This window comes from Pseudomonas sp. GM25 (assembly GCF_000282255.1).
Classification (GTDB): Bacteria; Pseudomonadota; Gammaproteobacteria; order Pseudomonadales; family Pseudomonadaceae; genus Aquipseudomonas; species Aquipseudomonas aphyarum.
In genome coordinates this window covers 71,063-85,772 of record NZ_AKJQ01000035.1, presented here as the reverse complement: position 1 = coordinate 85,772, position 14,710 = coordinate 71,063, and the positions used below count along the sequence as shown (strand labels likewise).

14 protein-coding genes are annotated in these 14,710 nt (G+C 61.6%); 9 read left to right on the top strand and 5 right to left on the bottom strand.

Going from position 1 to position 14,710, the window contains the following annotated elements; genetic code table 11:
• Positions 1–42: 42 nt before the first annotated feature.
• From PMI24_RS11690 to PMI24_RS11650, 9 genes are all read left to right on the top strand, one after another.
• Positions 43–1,350, top strand: coding sequence for a CitMHS family transporter (locus PMI24_RS11690; RefSeq protein ID WP_007954069.1), 1,308 nt, complete (start codon positions 43–45; stop codon positions 1,348–1,350).
• 71 nt (positions 1,351–1,421) lie between these two features.
• Entirely contained in the window at positions 1,422–2,189 is a 768-nt protein-coding gene (locus tag PMI24_RS11685; RefSeq protein ID WP_007954068.1) for a TerC family protein, read from the top strand.
• 214 nt (positions 2,190–2,403) lie between these two features.
• Positions 2,404–4,062 carry a Na/Pi cotransporter family protein gene (locus PMI24_RS11680; RefSeq protein WP_007954067.1) on the top strand — a complete coding sequence of 553 codons (1,659 nt, stop codon included), beginning with the start codon at positions 2,404–2,406 and terminating at the stop codon, positions 4,060–4,062.
• 94 nt (positions 4,063–4,156) lie between these two features.
• Positions 4,157–5,548 (top strand): M16 family metallopeptidase, encoded by a 1,392-nt coding sequence (locus tag PMI24_RS11675; RefSeq protein WP_007954066.1) that lies wholly within the window; start codon positions 4,157–4,159, stop codon positions 5,546–5,548.
• 75 nt (positions 5,549–5,623) lie between these two features.
• A complete protein-coding gene (locus PMI24_RS11670) occupies positions 5,624–6,652 on the top strand; it encodes a DUF5924 family protein (protein ID WP_007954065.1) in 1,029 nt (342 codons plus the stop codon).
• Positions 6,653–6,707: 55 nt separating this feature from the next.
• On the top strand, positions 6,708–7,856 hold the full coding sequence (locus PMI24_RS11665; RefSeq protein WP_045121722.1) for an ABC transporter permease: 1,149 nt from the start codon (positions 6,708–6,710) through the stop codon (positions 7,854–7,856).
• Positions 7,853–8,656, top strand: coding sequence for an ABC transporter ATP-binding protein (locus PMI24_RS11660; RefSeq protein ID WP_007954063.1), 804 nt, complete (start codon positions 7,853–7,855; stop codon positions 8,654–8,656). Before PMI24_RS11665 ends, PMI24_RS11660 begins: the two co-directional genes overlap by 4 nt.
• A 1-nt stretch (position 8,657) precedes the next feature.
• Positions 8,658–9,596, top strand: a complete 939-nt coding sequence (locus PMI24_RS11655) for an MlaD family protein (RefSeq protein WP_007954061.1) — start codon at positions 8,658–8,660, stop codon at positions 9,594–9,596.
• On the top strand, positions 9,593–10,219 hold the full coding sequence (locus PMI24_RS11650) for an ABC-type transport auxiliary lipoprotein family protein (RefSeq protein ID WP_007954058.1): 627 nt from the start codon (positions 9,593–9,595) through the stop codon (positions 10,217–10,219). Before PMI24_RS11655 ends, PMI24_RS11650 begins: the two co-directional genes overlap by 4 nt.
• 3 nt (positions 10,220–10,222) lie before the next feature.
• Here PMI24_RS11650 and PMI24_RS11645 read toward each other — a convergent pair whose 3' ends face one another.
• From PMI24_RS11645 to PMI24_RS11625, 5 genes are all read right to left on the bottom strand, one after another.
• On the bottom strand, positions 10,223–11,452 hold the full coding sequence (locus tag PMI24_RS11645) for a nucleoside recognition domain-containing protein (protein WP_007954056.1): 1,230 nt from the start codon (positions 11,450–11,452) through the stop codon (positions 10,223–10,225).
• Positions 11,453–11,554: 102 nt separating this feature from the next.
• Entirely contained in the window at positions 11,555–12,886 is a 1,332-nt protein-coding gene (gene gltP, locus PMI24_RS11640; protein ID WP_007954055.1) for a glutamate/aspartate:proton symporter GltP, read from the bottom strand.
• A 697-nt stretch (positions 12,887–13,583) separates the two neighbouring features.
• The gene (locus PMI24_RS11635) at positions 13,584–14,048 is read right to left on the bottom strand and encodes an inhibitor of vertebrate lysozyme family protein (RefSeq protein ID WP_007954053.1); all 465 of its coding nucleotides are present in this window, start codon (positions 14,046–14,048) and stop codon (positions 13,584–13,586) included.
• 2 nt (positions 14,049–14,050) lie between these two features.
• Positions 14,051–14,215 (bottom strand): DUF1328 domain-containing protein, encoded by a 165-nt coding sequence (locus PMI24_RS28810; protein ID WP_003177151.1) that lies wholly within the window; start codon positions 14,213–14,215, stop codon positions 14,051–14,053.
• A gap of 67 nt (positions 14,216–14,282) precedes the next feature.
• Complete coding sequence (locus PMI24_RS11625; protein ID WP_007954051.1) at positions 14,283–14,567, bottom strand: hypothetical protein; 285 nt, start codon at positions 14,565–14,567, stop codon at positions 14,283–14,285.
• Positions 14,568–14,710: the final 143 nt, after the last annotated feature.

Here is a 14,710-nt window from a genome sequence, read left to right as displayed (position 1 = left end):
ATCCGCTCACTTACCTAGCCGCGCTACGCCTGGAGTATTCCCATGCTGACTTTCCTTGGCTTCGCCATGGTCATCACGTTCATGTTCCTGATCATGACCAAGCGCCTGTCTGCGCTGATCGCTCTGATCATCATCCCGATCCTGTTCGCCCTGTTCGGTGGTTTCGCCCCGAAGATCGGCCCGATGATGCTCGAAGGTATTACCAAGCTTGCGCCGACCGGCGTGATGCTGATGTTCGCGATTCTGTATTTCGCCCTGATGATCGACTCCGGCCTGTTCGACCCGGCCGTGCGCAAGATCCTCAAACTGGTCAAGGGCGACCCGCTGAAGGTTTCGGTCGGCACCGCCGTACTGGCGCTCGTCGTTTCCCTCGATGGTGACGGCGCGACCACTTACATGATCTGCGTGGCCGCCATGCTGCCGCTGTACAGCCGCATCGGCATGAGCCCGCGAATCATGGCCGGTCTGATCATCCTCGCCGGCGGCGTGATGAACATGACCCCGTGGGGTGGTCCGACCGCCCGTGCGGCGAGCGCGCTGCACGTGGACCCGTCGGACATCTTCGTGCCGATGATCCCGGCGATGGCTGCCGGTGTGGTGGCGATCCTGATCATTGCCTACTTCTACGGCAAACGTGAGCGTGCGCGTCTGGGCGAGCTGCACCTGATCGGCGACGAAATCGATCACAGCGAAATCAGCGTCTCGCAATTCCCGGATGCCCGCCGTCCGAAACTGATCTGGTTCAACGGCCTGCTGACCCTGGCCCTGATGTGCACCCTGATCGCCGGCCTGCTGCCGCTGCCGGTGCTGTTCATGGTGGCGTTCAGTATTGCCATGATCGTCAACTACCCTTGCCTGCAAATGCAGAAGGATCGCGTCGCCGCCCACGCCGGCAGCGTGCTGTCGGTGGTCAGTCTGATCTTCGCGGCGGGCATTTTCACCGGTATCCTGTCGGGCACCGGCATGGTCGATGCCATGTCGAAAAGCCTGCTGGCAGTGATCCCTGATTTCCTCGGCCCGTACCTGGCGGTGATCACGGCGCTGGTGAGCATGCCGTTCACGTTCTTCATGTCGAACGACGCGTTCTACTACGGTGTGTTGCCGGTGTTGTCCGAAGCGGCCAGCCATTACGGCATCACCGCGGTGGAAATGGCCCGTGCCTCGATCGTCGGCCAGCCGGTTCACCTGCTGAGCCCACTGGTGCCGTCGACGTACCTGCTGGTGGCACTGGCGGGGATCGAGTTCGGCGATCACCAGCGTTTCACCCTGAAGTGGGCAGTGCTGGTCTGCCTGTGCATACTGGTCGCAGCCTTGCTTTTGGGGACTTTCCCGCTGTTCAGCACGTTGTAACGGCACCAAACTCACCAGGACGCCAGCTGATTGCTGGCGTCCTGGTTTAACACTCGCTCAAAGGAATACACATGGAATGGCTGACCAACCCTGAGATCTGGGTTGCCTTCTTCACCCTGACCGCCCTGGAAATCGTTCTGGGCATCGATAACATCATCATGATTTCGATCCTGGTCAGCCGCATGCCCAAACACATGCAGCAGCGCACCCGGATCTTCGGTCTTGGCCTGGCCATGATCACGCGGATCCTGTTGCTGCTGTCGATCACCTGGGTCATGCGCCTCACCGCCGACCTGTTCGAAGTGTTCGGCCAGGGCATTTCCGGCCGCGACCTGATCCTGTTCTTCGGTGGCCTGTTCCTGCTGTGGAAAAGCTCCCAGGAGATGTACCACGCGCTGGAAGGTGAAGACGAAAGCGACGAGACGCCTGGCGGCAAGGGCGGCAATTTCCTCTACACCATCATCCAGATCGCGATCATCGACATCGTGTTCTCGCTGGACTCGGTGATCACCGCCGTCGGCATGGTGTCCCACGTTCCGGTCATGGTCGCGGCAATCATCGTGGCCGTACTGGTGATGATGCTGGCCTCGGGCAAGATCAGCGAGTTCATCGACAAGCACCCGTCGCTGAAAATGCTCGCGCTTTCGTTCCTGCTGGTGGTCGGCACCGTGCTGATTGCCGAATCGTTCGACGTACACGTACCGAAAGGCTACGTCTACTTCGCCATGGCGTTCTCGCTGGCGGTCGAAGCGATCAACATCAAGATGCGCACCGCCATCGCGAAAAAACGCAAACAGCAGGATCCGGTGAAACTGCGCAAGGATATTCCGGGTCAGTAACCCGAACGCTGCGCAACAGATCAAAGGGCCTTCGGGCCCTTTTTTCATGGCTGCATGAACCTGTTTTCATGACACTTTTGTTTCAATCCCCGCTTTAGCTGTGCAATGCTGGCGCCCAGACCGTTAGCCAACTACAGCTTAAGTATCAGAACGTAGAAATTGCGCGGTACCGTCAACTTGCCCCTCTGGGGCGCTGCTATTACAGGGGGTCTGCATGCTCACCCTGCTCAATTTGCTTTCTGCCGTGGCCCTGCTGATCTGGGGCACGCACATCGTCCGAACCGGCATCCTGCGGGTGTACGGCACCAATCTGCGCCACGTGATCGGCCAGAACATGTCCAAACGCTGGCTGGCCTTTGTCGCCGGCATCCTCGTGACCGCGATGGTGCAGAGCAGTAACGCGACTGCCATGCTCGTGACGTCCTTTGTCGGTCAGGGCCTGATGGCGTTGACCCCGGCCCTGGCGACCATGCTTGGCGCCGACGTCGGTACGGCGCTGATGGCGCGGGTGCTGACGTTCGACCTGTCGTGGCTGTCGCCGCTGCTGATTTTCCTCGGGGTGATTTTCTTTCTGTCGCGCAAACAGACCCGGCTCGGGCAGATGGGCCGTGTGGCCATCGGGTTGGGGCTGATCATTCTGGCGCTGCAACTGATCGTCGAGGCCGCTGCGCCGATCACCCATGCCCAAGGGGTGAAGGTGATTTTCGCCTCGCTGACCGGCGATATCCTGCTCGACGCCCTGGTCGGCGCGCTGTTCGCGATGATTTCCTACTCAAGCCTCGCCGCGGTACTGCTGACCGCCACGCTCGCCGGCGCTGCGGTGATCAGTCTGCCGGTGGCGATCGGTCTGGTGATTGGCGCCAACATCGGCAGTGGTGTGCTGGCGTTCATGAGCACCAGCATGCAGAACGCCGCTGGCCGGCAAGTTGCGCTGGGCAGCCTGCTGTACAAGCTGATCGGGCTGCTGCTGATCATTCCGGTGCTCGACCCGCTGGTGCACTGGATCGACAGCCTGGATTTCAGCCCGCAGGAAATGGTCATCGGCTTCCACCTGCTCTACAACACGGCGCGCTGCCTGATCCTGCTGCCGAGCGTCGGGCCGATGGCACGGCTGTGTGCCTGGCTGCTGCCTGAGCGCCCGGAGGTCAACGGCACCGCCAAGCCGCGTCACCTCGACGCCACCGCTCTGGTCACGCCGAGCCTGGCACTGGCCAACGCCGCCCGGGAAACCCTGCGCATGGGCGACCTGATCGACAACATGCTCGACGCGACCCTCGACGTGCTGCGCGGCAAGCAGACCGCCGTCACCCAGGAAATGCGCAAGCTGACCGATGACGTCGAAGCGTTGTACAGCGCGATCAAGCTGTACCTGGCGCAGATGCCCCGCGAAGATCTCGGCGAACAGGACAGTCGGCGCTGGGCGGAGATCATCGAGCTGGCGATCAACCTCAAACTGGCCAGCGACCTGATCGAACGCATGCTGCGCAAAGTGCAGCAGCAGAAGACTTCGCAGCGCCGGTCGTTTTCCGAGGACGGGCTGGAAGAACTCGCCGGCCTGCAACAGCAATTGATCGCCAACCTGCGGCTCGGGCTGTCGGTGTTCCTCAGCGGCGACAAGGAAAGCGCCCGCCAGTTGCTGCGTGAGAAACGTCGCTTTCGCGCACAGGAACGGCGTCTGGCCCACGCCCATGTCAGCCGGTTGCAACGTAAGATCGTGCAGAGTATCGAGACCAGTTCGTTGCACCTGGAGTTGATTGCCGACATGAAACGCCTGAACTCGCTGTTCTGCAGCAGCGCCTATGTGGTGCTGGAAACTTCCGATACCGGCGCGCTGGCGGCAGACGATATGGCGGACATCACGCATTCGCCTTGAACGTCTGGGGTTGTGGTCAGTCAGTAACTCAAGGTTCGGCCTCGCGGCCGGACTGACGACACGGATCTCCAATTCAGCCGTATGGAAGCTCGTTATGCGTTGCCTGTTGTTCGCCTGTCTGTTGCTCGGTTCCCTGCCCGCCTTCGCCCTGGATCGTTTTCAGGTTGAAGGCTATGCGCTGCCCAACGGTTTGCAATTGCTGCTCAAGCCCGGCACCGAGCGTGGGCATGTGGCGATCCGGCTGGTGATCGGCGTCGGTCTCGACGATTTCGACTGCAATGAAAAGGAACTGCCGCACCTGCTCGAACACTTGCTGTTCAGCGGCATCGACGCCACCGGCGAAGGTGGCCTCGAAGAGCGCATGCAGGCCCTCGGCGGTGACTGGAACGCCTTCACCAGCAATGCCGACACCACCTTCGTCATCGAAGCCCCGGCGAAAAACCAGCGCAAGGTCCTCGACCTGCTGCTGGATCTGCTGACCCAGACCCGCTTCGACGACAACGCGATCAACGCCGCCAAACGGGTGGTCGAGCGTGAGGACGGCGGTCATTACACCCGTCTGCAACGCTTTCTCGACCGGCAGGATCTGGGCCACACCGCGAGCAATCAACTGGCGGTCGAGCTAGGCCTGAAATGCCCGCAGCGGGCCGAAGTCGATGGCCTGACCCGCGAACAGCTGGAGAAGGTGCGCAAGGCCTGGTACGCGCCGAACAACATGACCCTGATTGTCGTTGGCGACCTCGACAAACTGCTGCCGGCCTATCTGGAACGGGCATGGGGCGCGCTGGAAGCGGTCGACCCGAGCGAACACCGTCCGTTGCCGGACATCCGCGCCAGCGCCGCTCACGAACGCACGATCACTCGCGGTTTCATCGGCAACAGCGCCAAGCTGCACTGGCTGGTGCCGGAGCCGGTGCTGGACGACCAGTACGACGAAACCTTCGACCTGCTCAAGGAATACCTGGAGTGGGCGTTGTACCGCCAACTGCGCCTGAACCACGGTTTGTCCTACGGGCCGTGGGCCGAGCGCGAAGTGTTCGGCGGCGTCGGTTTCATGAGCCTCAACGCCGACCTGGATCGCGGCGACATCGCCGAAGCCGAACAAGTGCTGGAAGACCTCAAGGCCGACCTGCTGAAAAACGGCCTCGATGCCGACACCTTCAACCGCTTGAAACAAGCCGCCATCGCCCACCAGGCCTGGGCCGTGCAAGGCACCAGCGCCATGGCCGACTATTACTGGAGCGCCCTGGGCGACTACGAGGATGGCCGTTTTGCCGATCCTGCGCGGGAGCTGCAAGGCGTGACGCTGGAGGCGGCGAACAAGGCCATGCGCGAGTTACTGCTGCAACCGGGCTATCTGCGGATCGAGAAACCGCTGCTCAGCGACGATCAGGTGTTGTGGCTGCTGGCGGGTGGGCTGGGCGTGCTGGTACTGATCCTGCTCGGCTGGCGCCTGCATCGACGCAAATCCGTGCATCCAGACTGACCGGCAGCCTCGCCACGCGGCCCGGCGGGCGGTACTCTGTCGGGGTTTTTTCCTCGACTGTCGTGAACCGCCCAAATGTCTAAATTGACCCTCCTGATCCAGCGCATTCTCGAACTGATGAAGCGCTACCCCGGGGTCATTGCGCTCGGCGGTTTCATCTCCGGGGTCGGCAGTTTCATTTTGGTCGACCGGCAACAGGGGCTGGCGAGCTGGATCACCACGATCATGCTCCTGAGCTGGATCTGGCTGATGCTGGAAAACAGCCTGACCAGGCTGTTCACGCGGATCTTCAAACGGGAAATCCCCCAGCCGCTGCTGCGTTACGCGACGCAGATGATCCACCAGGAAAGCCTGTTTTTCGTCCTGCCGTTCTTCTTCATCACCACCACCTGGAACAGCGGCCAGCTGTTTTTCACCGGGCTGCTGTGCATCGCGGCGCTGATCTCGATCGTCGACCCGCTCTACTACAAATGGCTGGCGCCACGGCGCTGGGCGTTTCTTGCGCTGCACACCCTGACCCTGTTCGCCGCCCTGCTCACGGCGCTGCCGGTGATCATGCACCTGACCACCTCGCAGAGCTTCAAATGGGCGCTGGGGATTGCGGTGGTGTTGTCGTTCCCGAGCCTGGCGTCGATCTTCCCGATCCGCACCGTGCGCAACGCGCTGGCGATCCTGTGTATCACGGTCGGCATCGGTGGCGTGGGCTGGGTCCTGCGTTCGTGGGTGCCACCGGCAACGCTGTGGATGACCGACGTGGCGATCAGCACCCAGGTGCAGGACCGGGTTCCGGGCGCCAGCCTCAAGGAAGTCAGCGCCGAGCAGATCCGTGGCGGCGGGCTCTATGCCTACACCGCGATCAACGCGCCGCGCGGGCTCGATGAGCGGATTTATCACGTCTGGCAGTTCAACGGCAAAGAGGTCGACCGCATTGCCCTCGACATCCACGGCGGGCGCAAGGAAGGCTACCGGGCCTGGACCCACAAGCAGAACTTCCCCGGCAACCCGGCGGGCAAATGGCAGGTGCGGGTGTTGACCGAAGACGGTCAGGTGATTGGTGTGCTGCGCTTCGAGGTCACGGACAGCACACCGACCAAAGAAAAGTAACCGTGTTCGTGCTATTACGTATGCCAGCGTATTCAGCCGAACAAGCACGGAGCTTATGACCAGCAGCCCAATGACCGGCAGTGCCCGCCTGGACACCTCGATCACCCCTGCCCGCCTGCGGGTGACCGGGGACTGGACGCTTGCCCACTACGCCGACCTCAAGCAACTGAGCGAAACGCTCCACGGCCAGTACGACGCCAACACCCCCATTGACCTCAACGGCCTCGGTGCCCTCGACACCGCCGGCGCGTCGCTGCTCGTCGAACTGCTCGGCTCCGAGCGGCTGGGCAAGTCCGCCGAACACCCCGACTGCACGATTTCCAGCGCCGACCGCGCCTTGCTGCAAACCGTGTATCGCTCGCTGACCGACTTCTGCGTACCGATCAAGGAACCGGAAATCAGCGTCAGCGTGCAATTGCTGACCCGCATCGGCCGGGCCGTCGACACGGTCTGGCAGGACACCCTGCAGCTGCTCGGCTTCGTCGGCCTGATCCTCGAAACCATCGCCCGCAGCCTGTTCCGGCCCAAGCGCTGGCGGATCACGCCGATGATTGCGCACATCGAACAGACCGGCCTCGACGCCGCGCCCATTGTGGCGTTGCTGACCTTTCTGGTGGGCGCGGTGGTGGCGTTCCTCGGGGCGACGGTGCTGGCCAGTTTCGGCGCCAGCGTATTCACCGTGGATCTGGTGGGCTTCGCCTTCCTGCGCGAGTTTGGCGTATTGCTCACGGCGATCCTGATGGCCGGCCGCACCGCCAGTGCCTTTACCGCGCAGATCGGCTCGATGAAGGCCAACGAGGAAATCGACGCGATTCGCACCCTCGGCCTCGACCCCATGGAGTTGCTGGTGGTGCCTCGTGTGCTGGCGCTGCTGGTGGCGCTGCCGATGCTGACGTTTCTGGCGATGATCTGCGGGATCGTCGGCGGTGCTGTGGTTTGTGCGGTGTCGCTGGATATCTCGCCGGCGATGTTCCTGTCGCTGCTGCAAAGCGACATAGGGATTCAACATTTCCTGGTGGGCCTGGTCAAAGCCCCGATCTTCGCATTCCTGATTGCCGCCATCGGCTGTCTGGAAGGCTTCAAGGTCAGCGGCAGCGCCGAATCGGTCGGCGCCCACACCACCTCAAGCGTGGTGCAATCGATCTTCGTGGTGATCGTGCTCGATGCGGTCGCCGCGCTGTTTTTCATGGAGATGGGCTGGTGAGTCGTCTACCCCGCGCGCCCTCCGAGGCGGTGATCGAAGTCCGTGGCCTGTGCAATCGCTTCGGCAGTCAGAGCGTGCACGAGAATCTCGACCTCGACTTGTACAAAGGCGAGATCCTGGCCGTGGTCGGCGGCTCCGGCAGCGGCAAATCGGTGTTGCTGCGCAGCATCGTCGGCTTGCGCCGGCCCAGCGAAGGCATGGTCAAGGTGTTCGGCCAGAACCTGCCGAGCCTGCCGGAGCATGAGCGTTCGCTGATCGAGCGGCGTTTCGGTGTGTTGTTCCAGAAAGGCGCGCTGTTCTCGTCGCTGACGGTGACCGAGAACGTTGCCCTGCCCCTGATCGAACACGCCGGCCTGAGCCGCGACGACGCCGAGCATCTGGCGGCGGTGAAGCTGGCGCTGGCCGGGCTGCCGTTGTCGGCGGCGGACAAGTACCCGGCTTCGCTGTCCGGCGGGATGATCAAGCGCGCGGCGCTGGCCCGGGCGCTGGCGCTTGACCCGGACATCCTGTTTCTCGACGAACCCACCGCCGGTCTCGATCCGATTGGCGCGGCGCAGTTCGACCAATTGATCCTGACCCTGCGCGACGCGCTGGGCCTGAGCGTGTTTCTGGTGACCCACGACCTCGACACGCTCTACACCATCACCGACCGCGTCGCGGTACTGGCGCAGAAGAAAGTGCTGGTGGCCGGTCCCATCGACGTGGTCTCGGAAACCGACGACGCGTGGATTCACGAATACTTCCACGGCCCTCGCGGCCGCTCGGCGTTGGACGCCGCCAAACAGCTCAACGAGGTCTGACATGGAAACCCGAGCCCATCATGTATTGATCGGCCTGTTCACGGTGATTGTGGTGGCGGGCGCCCTGCTCTTCGGTCTGTGGCTGGCCAAGTCCAGCGTCGACACCGAGTTCAAGGATTACGAAATCGTCTTCAACGAAGCGGTCAGCGGCCTGTCCCGGGGCAGCCCGGTGCAGTACAGCGGGATCAAGGTCGGCGATGTAGTCAGCCTGCGCCTCGACCCGCAGGACCCGCGTCGGGTGCTGGCACGGATTCGCCTTGCGGGCGACACGCCGGTCAAGGAAGACACCCAAGCCAAACTGGCCCTGGCCGGGATCACCGGCACCTCGATAATCCAGCTCAGCGGTGGCACGCCAGAGAGCCCGAAACTCAAGGGCCATGACGGAAATCTGCCGACCATCGTCGCCTCGCCCTCGCCGATCTCGCGGCTGCTCAATGACAGCAACGACCTGATGAGCGGAGTCAGCACCCTGCTGAGCAACGCCAATCAGATGTTCTCCGCCGACAACATCGAGCGCGTGAGCAAAACCCTCCAGCATCTGGAACAGACCACCGGTTCGATCAACGATCAGCGCGGCGACCTGCGCCAGGCCATGCAGCAACTGGCGACGGTGGGCAAGCAGGCCGGCAGCATGCTCGAACAGACTTCGGCGCTGATGCGCAACGCCAACGGTCTGCTCAACGATCAGGGCAAACAGGCCCTGGGTAGTGCTGAGCAGGCGATGAAATCCCTGGAGCAAAGCAGCGCCACCATCAACGGCCTGTTGAGCAAGAACCAGAATTCCCTCGACAGCGGCATGCAAGGCCTCAACGGTCTGGCCCCGGCGATCCGCGAACTGCGTGAAACCCTGAACTCGCTGCGCGCCATTTCCCAACGCCTGGAGGCCAACCCCAGCGGTTACCTGCTGGGCAGTGACAAGAACAAGGAGTTCACGCCATGAAGCTGACTCGCCTCGCCCTCCTCGCCGGCTTCACGTTGATCAGCGCGTGCTCGATTCTGCCCAAGTCCGAGCCGCTGGACGTCTATCGCCTGCCAGCCGCACAGGCGCCCGCCTCGGCCAGCTCGGCATCTATGCAGCACTGGTCGCTACGGTTGAACAAATTGCAGGCCAGCGAAGCGCTGAACCGGCCGGGCATCGCGGTGATTCCCCAGGGTGACGTGATCAGCACTTATAAGGCCTCGCGCTGGAGCGATCCGGCGCCGGTGCTGATGCGTAATCGGTTGCTTGATGGATTCCAGCGTGACGGGCGTATATCGCTGCTGAGCACCGACGACAGCAACTTCCAGGCGGACCTGGAACTGGGCGGTAGCTTGCAGGCGTTTCAAACCGAGTATCAGGGCACGCAGGCCAGCGTGGTGGTGCGGGTCGATGCGTTGCTGGTGCGCGGCTATGACCAGCGGATTCTCGCCAGTCGCCGCTTCGAAGAACGTCAGCCGCTCAATGATGTGAAGGTTCCGGCGGTGGTGGCCGGATTCGGTCAGGCCAGTGATCGCCTCACCGCGAAAGTCGTGGCGTGGGCGGTGGAGCAAGGGCAGAAAGTTGCCCCACCTGCCCGGCCTTGAGCCTTAACCAAAGAACCAGTAGCAGACGCCGATAGCGCCGAGCACGCCCGCGAGTTCGGCCAGCAGCGCGCAACCGACGGCATGCCGGGCGCGCTGGATGCCCACAGCGCCGAAATACACCGCCAGCACGTAGAACGTGGTTTCGGTGCTGCCCTGAATGGTTGCGGCCACCAGCGCCGGGAAGCTGTCCACGCCCGAGGTCTTCATCGTTTCGATCAGCATCGCCCGGGCGGCGCTGCCGGAGAACGGTTTGACCATCGCAGTCGGCAGCGCATCGACGAAACGCGTGTCCCACCCTGCCCACTCCACCAGATGACGAATCCCGTCGAGGCCGAAGTCCAGTGCGCCTGACGCGCGCAATACACCGATCGCGCAGAGCATCGCCACCAGGTACGGCAGCAGGTTCTTGGCAACGTCGAAACCTTCCTTAGCACCTTCGACGAATGCCTCGTAGACCTTCACCTTGCGCAACGCGCCGATCACCAGGAACAGCATGATCAGGCCGAACAGCGTCAGGTTGCCGAGAATCGACGACAGGCCCGCCAGCGCTGTCGCCGACATCGTCGCCAGCAACGCCATAAAGCCGCCGAGGATCAGCGCGCCGGGAATCAGGTAAGCCAGCACCACCGGATCCCAGACCCGCAGACGCTGCATGAAGGCCACCGACAGGAAGCCGACGATGGTCGAGCAACTGGTGGCCAGCAGGATCGGCAGGAACACCAGCGTCGGGTCCGGCGCGCCTTGCTGGGCGCGGTACATAAAGATCGTCACCGGCAGCAGGGTCAGGGACGACGCGTTGAGCACAAGGAACAGGATTTGCGCGTTGCTGGCGATGGTCGAGCTGGGGTTGAGCTCTTGCAGCGCCTTCATGGCCTTGAGGCCGATCGGCGTGGCGGCGTTGTCCAGGCCCAGGCCGTTGGCGGCAAAGTTCAGGGTGATCAGGCCGATGGCCGGGTGCCCCGCCGGCACTTCCGGCATCAGCCGCAGGAACAGCGGGCCCAGCGCCTTGGCCAGCCACTCGACGATCCCGGCCTTCTCGGCGATGCGCAGGAAGCCCAGCCACAGGGTCAGCGTGCCGAACAGCAGCACCATGACTTCGACTGACAGCTTGGCCATGGCAAAAATGCTTTCCACCATCGCCGCGAAGATCCCGGCGTTGCCGCCGATCAGCCATTGCCCCAGCGCCGAAACGGCTGCCACGATGAAGAAGCCAAGCCACAGGCCATTAAGCATCAGTCAAATCCCCCGGAAGATGCGGCGAATGATAGCGGGGTCGCCAGAAACGACAAACCCCGGATTTCTCCGGGGTTTGTCAGGGTGCCTGGCGGGCGGGGATCAGTTGTTCGAAACGTCACCGGCCGGCAGTTTTTCCTTGCTGCGCCAGTGCGGCAGCGAGTTCCAGTAGCGCTGGCCCTTGGCGTCGTCGTACATGCCTTCCCAACGAGCGATGACCAGTACCGCCAGGGCGTTGCCGATCACGTTCAGGGCGGTACGCGCCATGTCCATCACACGGTCGACACCGGCGATGAAGGCCAGGCCTTCCAGCGGGATACCCACGCTGCCCAGAGTGGCCAGCAGTACCACGAAGGACACGCCCGGCACGCCGGCGATGCCTTTGGAAGTAACCATCAGGGTCAGGACCAGCAGCAGTTGCTGGCTGATCGACAGATCGATGCCGTACAGCTGAGCGATGAAGATGGCCGCGATGGACTGGTACAGGGTCGAACCGTCGAGGTTGAACGAGTAGCCGGTCGGTACCACAAAGCTGCAGATGGCTTTCGGTGCGCCGTAGGCTTCCATCTTCTCGATCACGCGTGGCAGCACGGTTTCCGAGGAAGCGGTGGAGTAAGCCAGGACCAGCTCATCCTTGAAGATGCGCATCAGCTTGATCACCGAGAAACCGAACATCTTGGCGATCAGGCCCAGAATCACGAAGGCGAAGAAGGCGATGGCGACGTAAACCAGGATCACCAGCTTGGCCAGCGGCAGCAGCGAAGCGAAACCGAAGTTGGCCACGGTCACCGCGATCAGAGCGAACACACCAATTGGCGCGTAGTTCATGATCATGTGGGTGACTTTGAACATGCTTTCCGAGACGCCCTGGAACATCTTCACCAGCGGCTCGCGCAGGTCCGACTGCAGGCTCGACAGACCGAGACCGAACAGCACGGAGAAGAAGATGATCGGCAGCATCTCGCCGCGGGCCATGGCCGCGAAGATGTTCGACGGGATCAGGTTGAGGATGGTCTCGATGAACGCGTGTTCATGCTGCACTTCGGCGGCGGTTGCCTGGTACTTGGAGATGTCCACAGTGCCCAGGGTGCTCATGTCGATGCCGGCACCCGGATGGAACAGGTTGGCCAGCAGCAGGCCGACAACGATGGCGATGGTGGTGACGATTTCGAAGTAGATGATGGTCTTCAGGCCGATGCGCCCGAGCTTCTTGGCGTCGCCCACGCCGGCGATGCCGACGATCAGGGAAGAGATGACGATCGGGATCACGATCATCTTGATCAGACGGATAAAGATATCGCCTGCCGGTTGCAGGACGTTGCTGATCCACCAGGCCTTCTCGGCACTGAAATGGTTGAGCAACGCACCGATTGCAATCCCCAACACCAGACCGATGAGGATCTGCCAGGCGAGGCTAAGCTTTGCCTTCTTCATTATCTTTACCCTTACTTGCGTTTGACTCAGGCACATGCAGGAACTGGAACGCTCTTTAGCGGAAAAGTCTGTGCATCTGCCTCCGTATAAGGTGCCCCGAAGCGCGTGTTTACGGCTCTCCGGCAGGCGAAAAAAGGCGCAACTATTCCGATGCAAGGTTGCGCCGTCTAATGCCGTAAACGCCTACCCTATGCCGAATCGGCATGAGCTTTTTTAAATGAAACTGGCGTCCCAACCGGTTCGAATACGACATTTCGGCAGGCATAAGTGCCGTGAACCGGCCATTACAGCGTAGGTTGGTTATTTTTTGAACGAGTGATTTCGACGAAAAATTTAGGAAAAAGCCTACGTTAGGAAACTAAAAGTCCCACTTACTCGATCGACTCTTTCTCGATATACGGTCGCGAAGAAACACCGCGAAATGCTTTCGCACGCAGTGTGAGCGATAAAAAAGACGAGCAGAACGCTCTGGATCAACGTTTTGTCACGTTGAAAGCTCAGCGCAAGTCCGTCGAACCGCTCCGGTTGGCGAACTTGCGTCGCAGCTTTTACCCTGACCAGGCCCTCATCGCAGGCACTCCCTGTACCCGTAGGTCACTCCGACCCTGCAACAGTCAGAACGTCCCGGCCCCCTGGTCATGCACCGGCCTTCCTCGGGCGGGTGCAATGGAGGACAGCCTTTCAGCTGCCCTCATGTTCAATACCAGTTCGGATCTTTCTTCAGCGTTTCCATCAACAGATCCTGCATGCCCTGGTCGGGCTTGCCGAGGAAGCGGTAGGTGGCATGTCGAGTTGGCGACTTGTCGGCCGGCAGTCCTTCGGGCACATCGACCAGCATGGCGTAAGCGTGTTTCTTGTCGAAGCTGAAGGCGACGATCAGGCGGTGGTTGAGGCATTTGTCCTGCGATTCGCAGAGCGGCCCCACCAGATACTGATCGCCATCTTCGGTCACGGCATTCATCTGTTGGTCCGGCGCGCCGGAGAGGTTCATCACCCATTCCGGCAGGCGTTCTTCCTTCTTCACCACGCCTTCCCAGGTCTCCCTGTATTGCGGGTCGGAACTCAACAGTTCGTTGACCCGCGCCTGGCCGTCATTGGCCGCCATCGCCATGGCACTACCGCCCAGGAGCAGGGCGGCTGCCAGTGTCTTTAAACCCTTCATGTTCAACCTCGACCGCGACGGCCAAAGAAGAAGGAAGCGATGAACATCACCAGGAACACGACAAATAGAATCTTGGCGATACCCGTGGCGGTGCCCGCGATACCACCGAAGCCCAGTACTGCAGCGATGATGGCAATGATCAGGAATGTGATTGCCCAGCTCAACATGGTGATTCTCCTTGCTTCTATTTAGGGGTGTTGCCGGTCTCGGCGCGGGGGCGCCCAGATTCGTTGATCAGAAAACCCAGCGTTCTTCACGGGGCATGTCGCCCAGTGGCTGTGGCTGGTCGACGTCCATCATGCGCATCGCGCCGTTGTCGGCCTGGCTGCTGCTGACGGCGCTGAAGTGCGTCTGCGTCGCGTGTTGCATGGAAATCAGGGGCTCAGGTTGCTGACTCTGCTCCCAGCGCAGGTATTGCTGGCAGGCGATCAGCGTGATCAACAGCGCAAGTGCGCCAAACAGGGCCTGCTGCAAGTGCAGTGGCGAGATACGCATTTGGGCGGCACGTGGGCGAGTCATCCTGGGTTCCTCACTCTTATTCGGTTGGGGCAGTGCATTTCTGCCCGGGCTGAGAGAGGTATTGCAGCCTGCATGCCAGCTTTTTTGTTTGAAAAAAATCAATAAAATCAGCTAGTTACAGATGGTGTGAAAATTCCTGACGA